Origin of the sequence: Halomonas sp. 5021 (assembly GCF_036663435.1) — a bacterium.
Lineage (GTDB): Bacteria > Pseudomonadota > Gammaproteobacteria > Pseudomonadales > Halomonadaceae > Vreelandella > Vreelandella janggokensis.
Genome location: NZ_JAXOVU010000003.1, coordinates 322489 through 338627, shown reverse-complemented (window position 1 = coordinate 338627; position 16139 = coordinate 322489). Strand labels below are relative to the sequence as shown.

The window sequence follows — 16139 nt, the reverse complement described above, 5'->3', positions numbered from 1 at the left end:
ATAAAAACGATCAAAAAAGATCGATATTGTGATGTGTTGCCGATGAGTATGCTGTGCAGGTCACCTCAAGGCAAGGTCAGGAGATCGCTATGCATCATGTCAATCCACTCGTTGTGTTTCCACGTAGCTACAGTGTTGGGGCGGCGCTGGTGGCCGTGATGCTTTGGAGTGCCGCCCCCCTTCTGGCCGATTATGCCCGGGCCACGCCGCCTCTCCAGCTCACGGCACTGACGCTGTTAGCAGGCGCATTAGCAACGCTACCGCTCAGTCGACGGGTTAACGTCGCCACCTGCGGCCACGCTTGGCAGCTAAGCATTTGGCTGGGCATTCCGTTGCTGATCATTGGCGCCGTCAGCACGTATTTTATCGGCATGCGGCTGGCCCCCGCAGCTGAGGCGGCATTGATCACCTATACCTGGCCGGTACTGTTCGTGCTGCTCAGCCAGTGGAGCCGGTTTGGCCGTCTGCGGATGGGCGGACTGGTCGGTGCGCTGATCGCCTTTTCCGGTGCCGCCCTGCTGCTGATCCCTCAGGCATCCGGCGGCGGTGGCGACAATGCACTCACCGGTTACGCGCTGGCGCTTTTAGCGGCCTGCTGCTGGGCACTTTATTCCTGGCTTAGCCAGGTGGCACCGGTACCGCTAACACCGCTGCTGCCGCGTTTATTGCTGATTGCCTGTGTTATAGCGGCGGGCGCGAGTGCGATTCTAGAAGGGCAGATCGCATTACCCAGCAGCGAAGCGGTGCTGACCGGCATGGCGCTGGGCCTTGGGCCTTACGGCATCGCCATGGTGGCATGGGATAAAGCGTTGCGCTGGGGGCATACCAGCCTGGTCGGCAGCCTCGCCTATGGCGTGCCCATTTTAGCGGCGCTGCTGTTGGTATTAGCGGGAATGAGCACGCTGGACTGGCGCCTGCCGGTCGCAGGCGCCCTGGTGGTCGTGGGCTGTCTGAAAGCTGGCCGTTAATGTCAGGCATCTGGATTGCCAGGCGCCATGGTTAACGCCTTGAACTTAAAAGCCGCCTGGAGGGGCGGCTTTTAAGCTATTAATACTGTCGACATCCCGCTTACAGCTGAGGCTCTCCCTCGCTTGGCTCGGCGCGAGTAGCAAGCTCAAATAAACCACTGGCGGTATGGCTATAGCCCCGGGCGGTGACCGTGTAGGTACCCGGTAGCAGTTGTTCGGTGATTCGCGAATCCGTGCCGCCTGCGCCGTCATCATCGCTTAACGAAACGCCGTTGCCCTCAAGCTCAAGGTACGTATCGAAATCACTTGAACGCATGTCGAGCGTGACGCTGGATGTCTCGTCGAGTGTCAGCTCATAGGTCAACGACTCACCGCTGTACCAGCCATTGAGTGACTCACCCGGCGTCAACTCACCTGCATTACGCAGTTGGGTGTCGCTGGGCAACTCACGGGGCGTCAGCGCCAGCGTAAAGACACCTTCGCCGTCACCGTAGGCTGAACGCGCTGTCACCTGGTATTCGCCGGGCGCAAGAAAATCGGCGATACGCGCATTCAGGTTACCTGCGCTGTCGTCGTCTTCGCGGTAGTAGCCATTGGGCCCTTCCAGCACCAGATAGGTGTCGAATTCATCGGAGCGCATGTCAATGTCGTACATGCCCGCCTCTTCGACCGTGAACGTATAGTCACGCTCATCGCTCTGAAGCCAGCTATCTAGAGGCGTATCCAACGCCAGGGTATCCGTGTCGCTGAGTTCAAGACGACGGCTTTCAAGGGTAAAAGGTCCATAGCTTTGAGCGTCAGCCCCACTGACCACCAGCATGTAGTCACCGCTTTGATCGATGCGCTGGCGCAATACCTCGGCGCTATCCAACAGTTGTAGCTGGTCATCATAGAGCGCCACCACGCCTTGGAGTGCTCCCGCAAGCGATACCTCTACCAAGTCGTCTTCATCCAGCGCGATGACATAGCGCTCGAAACGGCTGCCATCATTGCCGTTGAGCTCACTTTCAGAGGTCACCTCCCCTCTCATGCGCTCCCCCAGGGTAGCGCGCTCAAGACCTGCCAAACGACTCGATTCAGCAGTGTCCTGGCCGTTTTGGGAATCAGGTGTTAGCTCGGACGGTATATTGAGCGTAATGGCCTGTGCCGCCAAAAAGCCGATAACACCGCCGCCAACGGCGACAAGCAGATAACCAAGCGGAGAAGATTTAGCCATGAGCAATCCTTGATCTTGTGGCAGATAGATATAGTCGAGTTGAAAACGGCATTATAAACGCATAATGGCCGCCATTGGGTTGACAGCCTCATCTGGTTTCGCTTTTTTTTACAGCCTCGATGTTTACAACAGCCTTGGATAAGCCGCTGAATTAAAAGGCGCCAAATATCACAGACAAGAGAGACCAATATGAGGCCATAAGCGCCGATCGTCTAAAAGCTTGCCCAGGGTACGGTCCAGCGTTACTATCGAGTAGCCAAATTGGCACCTCATCGATGGATGCGAAACCCGCGACATGACACACTGAGGTACTCCCATGGGAGCTATCAAACATACGTTATTGAATTTTTGCTTTGCCATAGCCGTATTCACCACGGCAGTGAATAGCGCTCTGGCACACGGTACACCCGCCGATACTCAGCGCGGCGTTGCGTCCTTCTACAGCGACCGCTTTCAAGGAGCAACCACTGCCAGTGGTGATGCCTTTGATCAACAGGCACTGACCGCCGCGCACCCAAGCCTTCCCTTTGGAAGCAAGGTGCTGGTAAAACGCCCGGATACCGGACAAGAAGTCGAAGTCCTGATCAATGACCGCGGTCCTTACGTGCAAGGGCGTATCATTGATCTGTCCAAAAGCGCAGCGCGTGAACTGGGCATGCTGAAGCGCGGCGTTGCGCCGGTTATGGTAACGCTGCTGAACTAGCAACACCTAACCACGACCTACTGCATTCGCATCAACGGGCGCTCAAGCGCCCGTTGTTTTTTTGTGCGTCCTTTGCCAGGATTCGCGACGAAACTATCAAGCACGCTAACGGTCTCTGGATAACACGGAACGTTATTCAAAACATCGTTTCAAGAACACCACTTTTAAGAACATCGCTTTGAAGAACATCGTCGCTGGAGGCAACATGCAGTCTCGCTTTTTTACGCTAAGCCGTTATCCGGAAGGCCGCCCCGAACGCGAACTTTTTCAACTGGAAACCCAAACGCTCCCGGATCTCGCTCCCGGCGACGTCCGCATCCGCAACCATTGGCTTTCAGTAGATCCCTATATGCGTGGCCGCATGACCGGCCTGCACACCTATGTCCCCCCGTTTGAGCTGGGCAAGCCCATGGAAGGCGGCGCTGTTGGCGAAGTCATTGCCTCGCGCGACGAGCGCCTTAAAGAAGGCGACCTGGTCGGCCATATGGGCGGCTGGCGCGATATTGCACAGATTTCCTCTGAGGGTGTTCAAGTGCTGCCGGATTTTGGGGTGGCCGAACAGGCCTACCTGGGCGTGCTGGGAATGCCGGGCATGACCGCCTGGACTGGACTCAACCGGATAGCCAACTGCCAGCCTGGCGATAACGTCCTGGTTAGTGCCGCCAGCGGGGCCGTCGGTTCACTGGCGGTCCAGTTGGCGAAAGCAAAAGGCTGCCATGTGGTAGGTATCGCGGGCGCGGCCAACAAACTGGCCTGGCTGGAATCACTGCATATCGAACCCGTAAGCTACCGCGACCGAAACGCCCAAGAGCTTGGCGATGCCATCCAGTTGGCAAGCCCCAAAGGTATTGATGTGGTGTTTGAAAACGTCGGTGGCACCTGCCTGGAAGCGGCTCTAAGCCAGTTAAACGAGGGCGCACGGATTGCGGTATGCGGCATGATTGACAGCTACAACGCCAAAACACCGGTCCCTGGCCCCAGCAATCTCGCCCAGCTTGTGGTACGCAAAGCGAGAATGCAGGGCTTCATCGTGGCGGATCATTGGCAACATTACCCGGACTTCCTCAAGGAAGTCGCTCCTCAGGTCGTCGCCGGTAAGCTCGACTATAAAGAAACCGTCAAAGAAGGGCTGGAAAACACCCCCGATGCTTTTCTGGCGCTGTTTGATGGCGGCAATACCGGCAAGATGCTGGTCAAGTTGAATTGATGCCGCACTGAACGCCACTCACTGTTGTGTATTTAAGCCGCGCCTGGTCTTCCAGCGCGGCTTTTTCTTTTACGTGACCCTTCATATCATTGAGAAACACATAAAATCGTTAGACCATTGATGTATTGACTCTTAAAATAGTTAGCGCGTTAAGCATATGACGCCTGATGATGGTTCGAGAGGATCGCCAAGCGATCCAGAGTTCATAAAAGGGGAACTTCATGGAAGACCGCAAGCGGGCAAAATGGCCCGCTGTTTTACTTGGCCTACTGCTTATCATCGCGGGCCTCGCCCTGGCGATTGGCGGAGGGAAGTTACTTAGCCTGGGGGGCAGCGCGTATTATCTGGTAGCGGGCGTTGCCATTATCACCAGCGGGGTATTGCTCGCCCTACGCAAGGGAGCTGCTTTGTGGCTCTACGCGCTGGTTTTATTCGCCACCCTGGGATGGGCGCTGTGGGAAGTCGGCCTGGACTGGTGGCAGCTTGTTCCCCGGGTGGCCATCCCCTGTTTGATCGGCATTGTATTGCTGCTGCCGTGGTGGCGAAAATCCCTCGACTCGCGGGGCGGCAGCGTGGCGCTTGGCCTGGCCGTCATCGCTTCGATTGGTGTCGCCCTGGCCAGTCAGCTTGACGACCCGGCCACCGTTGAAGGCACCCTCGATACCCAGCGAAGCGACCACCAGGAGACCGTCAACACGGCTCAGGTGGCCGGTGACGACTGGCCCGCCTATGGCGGCACCAACGCGGGCACGCACTACTCCAGCCTTGATCAGATCACGCCGGACAACATCGGCGAACTGGAAGAAGTCTGGCGCATTCAGACCGGCGACGAGGCAGGCCCCAACGCGCCGCCGGAAATCACCAACCAAAACACACCGCTCAAGGTCAACGACAGCCTGTATATCTGCACCTCGCACAGCCGCGCGATGTCGCTGGACCCGGAAACCGGCGAGACCAACTGGTCCTTCGATCCGGAGATCAGCACCATGGGCGCAGAGAACTTCTCCGGCTGGGCGCATATGACCTGCCGCGGCCTCGCCTATTACGATGCCGGTCGCTATGCCGATAGCGACGACACCCGCGAGGCTAACACCAATAAGACGGATGGCACCCGCCAGTCGCCTGAACTCTTCGATCGCGATACCTTTGATATTGACCTGGCGTTTCTACTCTTCATGAACCCAGGCAGCGACGCCGGGGATGACGTCACGCCCCGTATGCCAAGTGCCGCTGACGTGATGTGCCCGCGCAGGCTCTACCTGCCTACCGCTGATGCCCGCCTGATTGCGCTAAATGCGGATACCGGCGAGCGCTGCGCAGCGTTTGGCGATGACGGCGAAATCGACCTGACACGTAATATCGGCGACTTTGATCCCGGCGGCTACTATTCCACTTCGCCCCCCACGGTAACCGAGAACCTGATTATCCTTGGCGGCCACGTCACCGATAACAGCTCCACCGATCAGCCCTCCGGCGTCATTCGCGCCTTTGATGTGCACACCGGCGAGCTTGTCTGGAACTGGGACAGCGGCAGCCCTCACGATACCGAGCCGCTGGGCGATGGTGAAACCTACACCCGCAACTCGCCCAATGTCTGGGCACCGATCAGCGTCGATGAAGACCTGGGCATGGTCTATCTGCCCATGGGCAATGCCACGCCCGACCAGTACGGTGCCAATCGCAGCGTCAACGACGAGACCTACAGCGCAGGGCTGGTAGCCCTCGACCTTGCATCAGGTCAGGTCGAATGGGTCTACCAGTTTGTCCACCACGACCTCTGGGATATGGACACCCCCGCCCAGCCGGTGCTGATTGATCTCGCCACCGATGATGGCACCCAGCCAGCCGTCATTCAGCCGACCAAGCAGGGCAGCCTTTACGTGTTGAACCGCGAAACCGGCGAGCCGATTGTGCCCATTGAGGAAGTCCCGGCCCCACTGGGCGCCGTTGAAGGTGACTGGACCGCCGAGACGCAGCCGCGTTCTGACCTTAACCTGCTGCCACCGCCGCTCACTGAAAGCGACATGTGGGGTGCCACACCGTTTGACCAGATGATGTGTCGCATTCAGTTCAACGCCTTGCGCTACGAAGGCCAGTACACGCCGCCGTCGCTTGAAGGCAGCATTGTCTATCCGGGCAACGTCGGTGTGATGAACTGGGGTGGTGTCGCGGTCGATCCCGAACGCCAGGCGCTGTTCACCGGCGCCAAGTACCTGGCCTTTGTCTCGACGCTGGTTCCCCGTGAAGAGGTCGAAGACGGCCAGGGCTCGGCCAGCGAACAGGGGCTGCAAGTCAATGCCGGCGCGCCCTACGCCGTCAAGCTGGGGCCGCTACTGTCAGTCCTCGGCCTGCCCTGCCAAGCGCCCTCCTGGGGTGATGTGGCGGGTATCAACCTGCAGGAAGCCGAGGTAGCCTGGAAGCATCGTAATGGCACTACTCGAGACAGCATGCCCTTCGACCTGCCGATTGGCTTTGAGGTAGGCGTGCCAGCCCTTGGCGGCCCGCTGACCACCGGTGGCGGGGTGTCGTTCCTGAGCGGCACGCTGGATCAGTACCTGCGCGGTTACGATATCACCACGGGTGAAGAGCTGTTCAAGGCTCGTCTACCGGCAGGTGGCCAGGCAACCCCCATGACCTACACCGGGGAAGACGGCCGCCAGTACGTGGTGGTAACGGCCGGTGGCCACGGCACCTTTGGTACCCAAATGGGTGACTACGTGATTGGCTACGCGCTACCAGAGTAATATCGCGCATCCACCAACGAAAACGGGCGGCCTCGATGACCGAGGACCGCCCGTTTTTTGCCTCAATGGCTGACGCTTTAAAAGCTGACTTCTACCCCGCCGTAAACACTGCGCCCCGGCGCGGGCTCGTAATAGCGGCCGAACCCCGCGTTTAAACGCACGTTGGCGTAGTGGTCTTCGTCAAGCAGGTTGCGTACGCCAACATAAGCGTTGAGCCGGGTATCGTCCCCCAGGCGCCAGCCGTTGCCCGCGCGCAGGTTCAACAGCCAGTAGTCATCCACCTCTACCTCGTTGGCGTTATCGGCCACCATGTCGCCTATGTACTGGGTTTCCAGCGTGGCAAAGCGATCATCACGACTTTCCCAGGTTAGCTGGTTGACCCAGGTCTGCTCCGGCAAACCGGGGATACGATTGCCCCCAAAGCGCTCTGTGGGGGTAGAGAAGCGATCAAACTCGTAGCGCGCCAGCGTCAAGGCGCTATCCAGTCGCCATTGGTCGGCAAACTGCCAGCCCAGCGCCAGTTCGATGCCCTCACGGTCTGTGTCACCGGCGTTTTGGTAGAAAGTTCGGCCGCCTTCCTCTTCTTTAGGCAATATCTCATCGCGTACGCGCACCGAAAACAGCGTCAGGTCATAATCCAGCGCCAACGGCCCCACATAGCCACGAGCGCCTACTTCCCGATTCCAGGCTTTTTGTGGCGACACCGATGGATTAAAGCCGCCGCCCGCCGGGTTGGCAAACTCCGAAAACGTTGGTGTTTCAAAGGCGGTGCCGGTATTCACGTAAACCTGATGCTGGGGGCGGTAGCGATAGCTTAGCCCCGCCGAGCCACTCCACTCATCAAAGCGGCGGTCGCCGCTCTGGTCACCGTCGTCCTGATAACGATCGTCTACCTCTAATTCAACGCGGTCAAAGCGCGCGCCGAGGGAAAGGGTCAGTTGCTCGGTCAGCGCCAGGTCGCCCTGAGCGAAAACGCCGGTCGAGGTGGCCGTCTGGGTTTCTTCGGCCAACTGCTCACCGACGACGCCCTGGGGATTCACGTCGTTGCGGAAGCGCTCGTCATCCTGCCGGGCTACCTCGACGCCTGCGATATAACTCAGCGGCAGATTCCCCAAGGTCACCTCGTGGTGGTACTCGGCGCTCGCCCCCAGGTAATCCCGCTGATAGCCGATGCGGCTATCGCCGACGTACGGCAGCTGCTGCTCAAAATCCCGCTGGGAGATAAACCCTTTAAGGTATAACTCGCCAGGGCCAGCGGCCAGGTCCTCGTACTGTAGTCCCAGCAGTTGCTGATCCACGTTTTGCCCTGCATCCAAGGCCAGCGAATTCGGCGCGGCCTGATCACGACCTTGCGCCACTTCGTCTGCGTTCAACGCACCGGGATCCTCTGAACGCGGGTTATCCAATAAATTGACGATGGCGGTTAACGCCCGCTCACTGCCCAGCTCCCGACGAAGCTTGGCATTCAACAGGTACTTTTCCGTCGAGCTTTGCTCGCGATAGCCATCAACATTGAGCGCCGAGACGCTAACGTGGTGCGACCAATCGCCTTGGCTCCCCCCGGTTTGCAGGGACGTTTTACGGTAGCCATCGCTGCCTGCCTCGGCGCGCACACTCGTACCGGGGTTATAGCGGCCGTCGGCGGTGGTCACATCGATTACCCCACCTGCCGCGTTGCCATAGAGCACCGACGACGGGCCGCGAATCACTTCGATGCGCTCGGCGCTGTCCAGGTCAATCGCATCGAGCTGGGCCTGGCCGTCCGGCAGCGTATAAGGGATACCATCGACCATGACCGTGATGCCGCGCACGCCAAACGGCGCGCGGGCGCCAAAGCCACGAATCGAGATACGTTGACCCTGGGCGAAATTATCGCGGTTTTGCAGGAATACACCGGGCACCCGCACCAGCGACTCATCCAGCCGAACGCGTTGCTGGCCTCGGGCAATGGCGTCCGATTCAAGCGTTGAGACGGCCGCGGGGGTTGCATAAAGCTCGCGGGCCAACCGTGGCGCAGTGACCTCAATCGTTGCCATTTCTGTGTCATTGGGCTGTGCCCAGACTGAAGGGGTTAGCAAGCAGCTGGCCAAGCAAACCGAGGTGGTGGTGAGTCTTTTCACAGGGATCCCTCCCGGGACATCAAAAGAGTGTGTATAACAATGCTGCATGACTGGATGGAACGATTTCTGATGGCACGCGTCATAACCGGCCGTTGGACTCGCTAGAAATGCTGGTGATGTCTACAGTTGAAAAAGCTCTCGTTACATTTCCGTAACCGCACTTGTGTAAAAGTGCTTGATAGAGCTATTACCTTGAAAGCAAAGGAGGCTTCATGGCGTTTACCGCGACTGACCCGATCAAGATGATATTTGCCGTCATTTTACCGCCCCTCGGCGTATTCTTTGAGGTGGGATTTAAAGGACATTTCTGGCTTAACATCATTTTAACGCTGTTTGGTTTCGTGCCCGGCATCATCCATGCGTTTTATGTGATATTGAAGCACTAGCTTTTCCCAGGTAACTCAAAACCGCCTGAGCATGCGCTCAGGCGGTTTTTTTATGCCTAGCGAACAGTGTCATGTCGCCGCAGATGCAAGGCGTGTACTTTTTCATCCCACCCATCGACCGGCCCTTCCACTGGAAGGCCTGGCACCACCTGTTGAATAGGCAGGGTTGCCACCGGTGGCGGTGCCACGCCTAGCTCGGCTAACCAAGCACCCAACTGCGCCGAAGAGCTGGCGTAGACGATACGCCCGAGTCCAACCCAGCCGTGAGCGGCCGCGCACATCGGGCAATGCTCGCCGGAGGTAAACACCGTGGCCTGTGCTCGCGCTTCTGGCGTCATGTGCTGGGCCGCCCAACGTGCCAGCGCAAACTCAGGGTGCTGGGTAGCATCGCCGCCGGCAATCCGGTTGCGATCTTCAGCCAGCACCTCGCCATCGCCTCCGACCAGCACACTGCCAAAGGGCTCATCCCCCGCTTTCAGGGCCTCTTCGGCAAGCGCCACGGCGCGTGCCAGGTAGCGCTGCTCTCGCTCGTCCAACATGGGCTCTCCTCATATAGCGTGGTTTTCCAATCTATCCCTTTGCCGCCGCTACGGTCGCTTCGTCGGCGGGTTCTTCACTTAACGACTCGCCCTCGCTACGCGCAATAACAGAGGTGCCCACCAGATCGCCCGTGACGTTGAGCGCCGTACACCCCATGCCGACCAACGCATCGATAGCGGTCAAAAGCGCAACGGTTTCAATCGGCAGGCCAACCTGAGCGAAGACGGTGGCAATCATGATGATGCCAGCCCCCGGCACCCCGGCCGTGCCAATCGACACCAAAGTGCCTATCAGCACAATCTGCACCATGCTGACAAAGTCCAGCGGCGCGCCGATCACATTGGCGGCAAAGACCGCCGAGATGGCGATACGAATCGCCGCGCCATCCATATTCAAGGTAGCCCCCAATGGCAGGCTGAAACCATAAATACTTTTGGGGATTCCCAAGCGACTGGCGGCATTGACCGTGATGGGCAAGGTACCGGAACTACTTTGGGTGGCAAACGCTGTGAGCATCGGTGTGCGCGCTTCGCGGAAGAAACTACGCAGCTTTACCCCGAACAGCCGCATGATGCCGCAGTAAATCAACAGATGCGCCGCCAGCGCGATGTACAGCACAACGACCATATCGCCCAATGACAGCAGCGTCTCCAGGCCTTGGCGGCTCACCGTTTCGGCGACAATCGCAAATACACCGATGGGGACGTAATGCAATACGCCCGCCATCACTTTCAGCGTGACCTCGTTCAGCGATTCAATGACTCCATAAAGCCGCTCGCCCATGGCTTGCTGGCGCGCTGACTGGCGCATTTTCAGCAGTGCAATGCCGAATACCAGGGCAGTAAAAATAATCCCCAGCATATTGAGCTCGGAAAAGGCACCAATAATATTGTTCGGCACGATATTGAGCAGCGTATCGACAACGCCCGGATTGTCCGGCACCGAGAAACTGGCATCGTCATCCAGCGTCATGCCGCTGCCTGGGCTGAACAGCGTCGCGACGGTTAACCCCACCATAATCGCCAGTGCCGAAGACGCCAGATAATAGCCGAGCACCTTGCCACCGATGCGGCCCGCGCTGCCCTCCCGGGATTGGTTAACGCCCACCATCAGGGTAAACAGCACAATGGGCACAATCAGAAATGTCAGTAGCCGCAGGAGCAGATCGCCCAGTGGCGCCAACCAGGAAGCCACTGTTTCACCACCGACAAGCCCGACTACAACGCCCAGCACCAGCGCGATGGTGACGCGTAAAATCAACGACGCCTGAAAATAGGCTTTCCACATGCGTTTCATTGGGTGTCCTTTACAGGATTGAATATGCTCGCAATGCTAACATTATAAGCACGCTCATTATTATATCAGTGTGGCATAGCGATATTTGCCCTGAATACGTCGGTAACAAGGAGCACCAATGAACACGATCAATCCGAGCAAGCTGCACCATAGCAAATGGACGGCGGTTCACCCGCGCAACAAAGAAAAGCACTTCATGGTTACCCAACTGATCCGGGATGAGGATGAGAACGTGGTGGACGTTGTCGTCGAGGCTATCTATTCCCACCGGGAAACGCTCATGCCGTGGCAGCACTTGAAAGATGACAGCGTGTGGAAAATGGGCTGGCAATAACCGATGAGCGCCATGGGGTTTAGAAAAATAAAACCTGAAAGGTTTTGACACCCCAAACGATCCATGGCACTGTGTAGTCAGTGGTTAGCAAGCAGCATGGTTTCAGAAGTGTACGATCTATTTCGGCAGCCTGACATTGTATTCCTTGTTTCACCCGCTACTTAAATCTGGGTAATACCAGGAACTTAATTAAGGCGCAATTGCGCGAAAGGATCTACATCATGGCAACTGGCACAGTTAAATGGTTTAACGACACTAAAGGCTTCGGTTTCATCGCTCCTTCTGACGGCGGCGACGACCTTTTTGCTCACTTCTCTGAGATTCAAGCCGACGGCTTCAAATCTTTGCAAGAAGGCGCTAGCGTCTCTTTTGACGTTACCCAAGGCAAGAAAGGCCTACAAGCTTCAAACATCAAGCAAACTTCCTAACATCCGTTAGCAGTTTGCTCGAACCTTCCAAGGTTCGAACCACAAGGCCCGCTTAAGCGGGCCTTGTTGCGTTTGGCATCGATGAAAATTGCCTTTAAATACGCTCCCACCGCACCAGGCGCACGTCAACCGTCAAGGTTATCTCCCCTAGGGCCGCCGCTTTCTCACGACCTTCAGTAGTCGCACGGTAAAAATGCGGCGTCATCACCAGCAAATCGGAAATGGCTCCTGCATCGTCAAGCGCAAGAGTGTAGCGCACCGTCTCTGAACCCAGTGACGCAAACCCCGCTGGCGGCTCATCATCACTTGCCCGTTCCGGTTTTAACGTCGGGTAGATAATATCGCGTAATTCACGCAGATGATCCGGCCCCGCCTCCACCTGTATCAGCAGGCCGCCTGGTTTGAGTACCCGCGCGAACTCGTCAACGACCGGAAAACCAAACATGCAAAGCACACCATCGAGCGCCCCACTCTGAACCGGCAGGTTGGCATTGCTGCCCACCACCCAGCGGCTTTGCGGTTGCTGTCTATTATCCTGCTTGGCCGCCGCCTGCACGGCCCATTTGGAAATATCCAGCCCCATTAACGCCAACGACGCCTGGTTCGTCGCCGCCTTGGCAAGCTCCCGAAGGTAGTAGCCCTCACCGCAGCCGGCATCCAGGCAACTGAACAACGTATCGCGGGATACCCTCTGTTTTGCGTGGTCGGATACTGCCCGACTCACCGTCTCGGCAATCGGCTGATAGTGACCGGCCTCCAGAAACCGACGCCGCGCCGCCACCATCGCCTTGCTATCGCCAGGATCGCTGGAGCGCTTTTGCTGAACCGGCAGCAGGTTCACATGACCTTGCTTGGCAATGTCGAAGCTATGCCCCGCCGAGCAGCGCCATGCGCTATCCGATGGCGTTAGTGGCTTACCGTCTAACGGGCAGGCCAGCGCCTGAAAAGGAGAAGTGTTCATGCCAATAATGCCTATAGAAAGAAAGCGAACCAGGCGCAGCATGGTACCGCATCGTTAAAAGAAAGATAGCGGACCGTGAACCAGAAACCCTCAAGTGATAACGATTTGTATTAAACTCTGCATCATGCCATCATCCATGGCTTGCTCTCTCCGTTCGGACTCCTTGAAAACCGCGGCCATCAGGAAGCTGGAATGACGCGCCATCGATCAAACCACTGCATGCCACTATGGCTGCTAGGCATGCTATTGCTCAGCGTTAATATCTGCGCCGCACAGGGTATTCAAGACGTCCAACTAACCGTTGATGATACTGGCCCTTCTGCGCCACAACGCATTGTCACGCTTTACCAAGGCGCCACTGACAGCGCCGTGGCGCTCGGCGTCACACCGGTCGGCGTTGTTGAATCCTGGCTGGAAAAACCCATGTACCGCTACCTGCGCGACGCTCTTTCCGATGTCGAATACGTGGGCCTGGAAACCCAGCCTAATCTGGAGAAGATTGCCTGGCTTGATCCGGACCTTATCGTCGCCACCCGTTTTCGTCATGAGCGGGTGCTTCCAATACTCGAGAAAACGGCACCCACGGCCGTGGCTGGCCCGGTGTTCGATTTCAAAGCAAGCCTTTCACTGATCGCTGAGGCGACCGGCCGGGAAAACCGTGCCCGCCGCTTACTCGACGAATGGGATCAGCGTGTGGCGGATTTTCGCCAAGAAATGCGTCTTTCGGGCTTAGCCTGGCCTCAAAAAGCCGCCGTGGCACGTTTCAAGAGTGACCACCTGCGCCTTTATTCGTCGGGCTTTGCTGGCTCGATTTTAAGCGAGCTGGGGTTTCAACAGCCTGACTCACTCACGGCCCAGGGTTGGGGAATGAAGCTAACCAGCGAGGAAAACATTCCCGTCATCAACGCCGACGTCATTTTTGTGATACTGGAGCCCGACGACCCGGCCATCATGGAGAACTACCGCCACTGGAGGTCACATCCCTTATGGCAGCGACTGGACGCGGTACAAAACGACCGTGTTTTTGAAGTCGATACGGTGAACTGGATCATGGGCGGCGGCATTCTGGCCGCCAATGCGATGCTGGATGACCTCTATACCCATTACGACCTCACGCCTTCATCATCTCAATCGCCGCTCCCATGCCAGGAACGTCCAACGGGCGACATGGAGCCCGCTCAATGCTGAGCGGGCAAGCTGCCAAAGGCGCGGGGCTATGCACGGGCGGCATACTCATGCTGACCGCCTTTATCGCCAGCCTCATGTCGGGCCCTACCGATATACCGCCAGCCGCCTTGTTGACCTCTCTGAGTGACTACGACCCAACCCAGGTGGCCCACATCGTTCTACGCACCGAACGCTTGCCCCGGGCGGTGATTGCCGCCCTGGTGGGGGCTAGCTTGGCCATTGCCGGGGCACTGATGCAGACCCTGACACGCAATCCACTGGCCTCCCCCGGCATTCTGGGGATTAACGCCGGGGCGATGTTTTTTGTCGTCATCGCCGTCTCGTTACTGCCGCTGCATACGCCTGCGAGCTATGTTTGGGCAGCATTATTAGGCGCGCTGGTCGCTGCCGGATTGGTGGTCACCCTCAGCCGCGGCCGTCAGGGGGAACTTCCCCCGCTACGCGTATTGCTTGCCGGTGTAGCCGTCACCGCCATGTTTGTGTCGTTCAGCCAAGGGCTATTGATACTCGACCAGCAAAGCTTCGAAAGTGTCTTGTATTGGTTGGCCGGTTCCGTTGCGGGTCGGGAGCTTTCACTGGTAGCGCCCCTGCTCCCGCTATTCGGTCTTGCCCTGCTGTTGTGTGGTTTTCTGGTAAGGCACGCCAACGCCCTCATGCTGGGAGACGACATGGTCGCGGGGCTCGGGATGCGCGCAGGTACCATCAAGCTGTTACTTGGCCTGGTAGTGATTCTGCTGGCGGGGAGTTCAGTTGCGCTAGCAGGCATGATCGGCTTCGTGGGGTTGATCGTGCCGCACATGGCGCGCGGCCTGTTTGGCGTCGACCACCGTTGGCTACTGCCAGCCTGCGCACTACTGGGGGCGAGTCTGCTGCTGTTGGCCGATATCGCATCGCGGGTTTTGATGCCACCTCAGGAGGTTCCCGTCGGCGTGATGACCGCGCTGATTGGCACGCCCTTCTTTATCTATCTGGCGCGGCGACAGCAGGCCCAATGATGACCTCTTCTCCCCTTTTGAAACAGCAACACAATCTGACAAGTGACGTGTTGCCGACGCGTTTTTGGGCCACCATCGGGCTGCTTTCGCTGCTTCTGATCGCCAATATGGGGGTATCGCTAAGCCTGGGCAGTTTTCCCACACCGTTTGCAAACGTACTGCATGCACTCGTTTCACCACAAAAAAGCGATATTACGTTTATTATCTGGGAGCTGCGTTTGCCACGTATCGTGCTCGCCGTTTTGGTGGGTGCTGCCCTGGCGATTGCTGGCGCGATTCTTCAGGGCATTGTGCGCAACCCGCTCGCCTCGCCTGATGTTATCAGCATAACGAGTGGTGCCTCGCTGGCAGCGGTCGTGTTTCTGAGCCTGTTAAGCACCTATCTAGGCAGCCAATGGCTCCCGCTCGCTGCCTTGAGCGGCGCGTTTTTTGCCGCGTTGCTGGTATTTTTTCTGGCCTGGAAAGGCGGCGTCAGCCCTTCGCGGATGGTGCTGGTGGGCATCGGGCTTTCCGCCGCCATGGGCGCGGCAACGACGCTGTTGATCGTGATCAGCGATGACGCGGCCGCCATGGTGGCCTACGTATGGCTCACCGGTAGCCTTTATGCCACCCAGTGGCCGGATGTAGCGGGCATGCTGCCCTGGTTGCTGGTTGCGGTTCCGCTATGCCTTGGCTACGCACGGCAGCTCGATACCATGGCGCTGGGTGATTTAGTCGCCCAAGGACTCGGGATAAACCTGCTCAGAAGCCGCCTGGTACTGATGGCCTGCAGCGTGGCGCTGGCAGGGGCTGCCGTTGCCTTTGCGGGTGGCTTGAGCTTTGTTGGCTTGATGGCCCCACATATAGCCGCCAAGTTGGTGGGCCGTCACTTTGTCAGGTTGGTACCGGCATCCGGCTTGATCGGGGCATTGATCGTGCTCAACGCCGACCTGCTAGGACGGGTGGCCTTTTTACCCCGTGACCTGCCAGCAGGCATTTTCGTTTCCGGTATTGGTGCGCCCTTTTTCGTTTACTTGCTGTATAGAACTCGCCAACGCCGTTATTAAGAAAACC

15 protein-coding genes are annotated in these 16139 nt (G+C 57.9%); 10 read left to right on the top strand and 5 right to left on the bottom strand.

What is annotated here, in order from left to right; translation table 11 throughout:
- The first annotated feature begins 89 nt into the window (after window positions 1-89).
- Window positions 90-968: a DMT family transporter gene (locus R3F64_RS08405; protein WP_264823538.1), complete on the top strand. Its 879-nt coding sequence runs from the start codon at window positions 90-92 to the stop codon at window positions 966-968.
- A 100-nt stretch (window positions 969-1068) separates the two neighbouring features.
- Here the strand turns inward: R3F64_RS08405 and R3F64_RS08400 are convergent, their stop codons facing one another.
- Window positions 1069-2184: a hypothetical protein gene (locus R3F64_RS08400; RefSeq protein ID WP_332610853.1), complete on the bottom strand. Its 1116-nt coding sequence runs from the start codon at window positions 2182-2184 to the stop codon at window positions 1069-1071.
- A 316-nt stretch (window positions 2185-2500) separates the two neighbouring features.
- Here R3F64_RS08400 and R3F64_RS08395 point away from each other — a divergent pair, with 316 nt between their 5' ends.
- From R3F64_RS08395 to R3F64_RS08385, 3 genes are all read left to right on the top strand, one after another.
- The gene (locus R3F64_RS08395; RefSeq protein ID WP_085918245.1) at window positions 2501-2887 is read left to right on the top strand and encodes a septal ring lytic transglycosylase RlpA family protein; all 387 of its coding nucleotides are present in this window, start codon (window positions 2501-2503) and stop codon (window positions 2885-2887) included.
- A gap of 205 nt (window positions 2888-3092) precedes the next feature.
- Entirely contained in the window at window positions 3093-4094 is a 1002-nt protein-coding gene (locus R3F64_RS08390) for an NADP-dependent oxidoreductase (RefSeq protein WP_085918246.1), read from the top strand.
- Window positions 4095-4315: 221 nt separating this feature from the next.
- Window positions 4316-6838, top strand: a complete 2523-nt coding sequence (locus R3F64_RS08385) for a membrane-bound PQQ-dependent dehydrogenase, glucose/quinate/shikimate family (protein ID WP_332610850.1) — start codon at window positions 4316-4318, stop codon at window positions 6836-6838.
- 77 nt (window positions 6839-6915) lie between these two features.
- On the opposite strand, the gene R3F64_RS08380 is transcribed toward R3F64_RS08385, so the two are convergent.
- Window positions 6916-8874 carry a TonB-dependent receptor family protein gene (locus R3F64_RS08380; protein ID WP_332610848.1) on the bottom strand — a complete coding sequence of 653 codons (1959 nt, stop codon included), beginning with the start codon at window positions 8872-8874 and terminating at the stop codon, window positions 6916-6918.
- A gap of 296 nt (window positions 8875-9170) precedes the next feature.
- Here R3F64_RS08380 and R3F64_RS08375 point away from each other — a divergent pair, with 296 nt between their 5' ends.
- Window positions 9171-9344 (top strand): YqaE/Pmp3 family membrane protein, encoded by a 174-nt coding sequence (locus R3F64_RS08375; RefSeq protein ID WP_009722289.1) that lies wholly within the window; start codon window positions 9171-9173, stop codon window positions 9342-9344.
- 56 nt (window positions 9345-9400) lie between these two features.
- On the opposite strand, the gene R3F64_RS08370 is transcribed toward R3F64_RS08375, so the two are convergent.
- The gene (locus tag R3F64_RS08370) at window positions 9401-9883 is read right to left on the bottom strand and encodes a nucleoside deaminase (protein ID WP_085918249.1); all 483 of its coding nucleotides are present in this window, start codon (window positions 9881-9883) and stop codon (window positions 9401-9403) included.
- A gap of 31 nt (window positions 9884-9914) precedes the next feature.
- Window positions 9915-11180, bottom strand: coding sequence for a dicarboxylate/amino acid:cation symporter (locus tag R3F64_RS08365; protein ID WP_332610845.1), 1266 nt, complete (start codon window positions 11178-11180; stop codon window positions 9915-9917).
- A gap of 118 nt (window positions 11181-11298) precedes the next feature.
- Here R3F64_RS08365 and R3F64_RS08360 point away from each other — a divergent pair, with 118 nt between their 5' ends.
- Together R3F64_RS08360 and R3F64_RS08355 are read left to right on the top strand one after the other, a co-directional pair.
- The gene (locus R3F64_RS08360) at window positions 11299-11514 is read left to right on the top strand and encodes a TIGR02450 family Trp-rich protein (RefSeq protein ID WP_092826803.1); all 216 of its coding nucleotides are present in this window, start codon (window positions 11299-11301) and stop codon (window positions 11512-11514) included.
- Window positions 11515-11735: 221 nt separating this feature from the next.
- Window positions 11736-11942, top strand: a complete 207-nt coding sequence (locus tag R3F64_RS08355) for a cold-shock protein (RefSeq protein WP_027336479.1) — start codon at window positions 11736-11738, stop codon at window positions 11940-11942.
- Between the two features lie 94 nt (window positions 11943-12036).
- Here the strand turns inward: R3F64_RS08355 and R3F64_RS08350 are convergent, their stop codons facing one another.
- Complete coding sequence (locus tag R3F64_RS08350; protein ID WP_332610908.1) at window positions 12037-12903, bottom strand: putative RNA methyltransferase; 867 nt, start codon at window positions 12901-12903, stop codon at window positions 12037-12039.
- 192 nt (window positions 12904-13095) lie between these two features.
- Between R3F64_RS08350 and R3F64_RS08345 the strand changes: the two genes are divergently transcribed.
- Genes R3F64_RS08345 through R3F64_RS08335 form a run of 3 tightly spaced genes read left to right on the top strand, consistent with a single transcriptional unit; the run spans window position 13096 to window position 16132 of the window.
- A complete protein-coding gene (locus tag R3F64_RS08345; RefSeq protein WP_332610840.1) occupies window positions 13096-14091 on the top strand; it encodes an ABC transporter substrate-binding protein in 996 nt (331 codons plus the stop codon).
- Window positions 14085-15086 (top strand): FecCD family ABC transporter permease, encoded by a 1002-nt coding sequence (locus R3F64_RS08340; protein WP_332610838.1) that lies wholly within the window; start codon window positions 14085-14087, stop codon window positions 15084-15086. Before R3F64_RS08345 ends, R3F64_RS08340 begins: the two co-directional genes overlap by 7 nt.
- Window positions 15086-16132, top strand: a complete 1047-nt coding sequence (locus R3F64_RS08335) for a FecCD family ABC transporter permease (RefSeq protein WP_332610906.1) — start codon at window positions 15086-15088, stop codon at window positions 16130-16132. Before R3F64_RS08340 ends, R3F64_RS08335 begins: the two co-directional genes overlap by 1 nt.
- The last annotated feature ends 7 nt before the right edge of the window (window positions 16133-16139 follow it).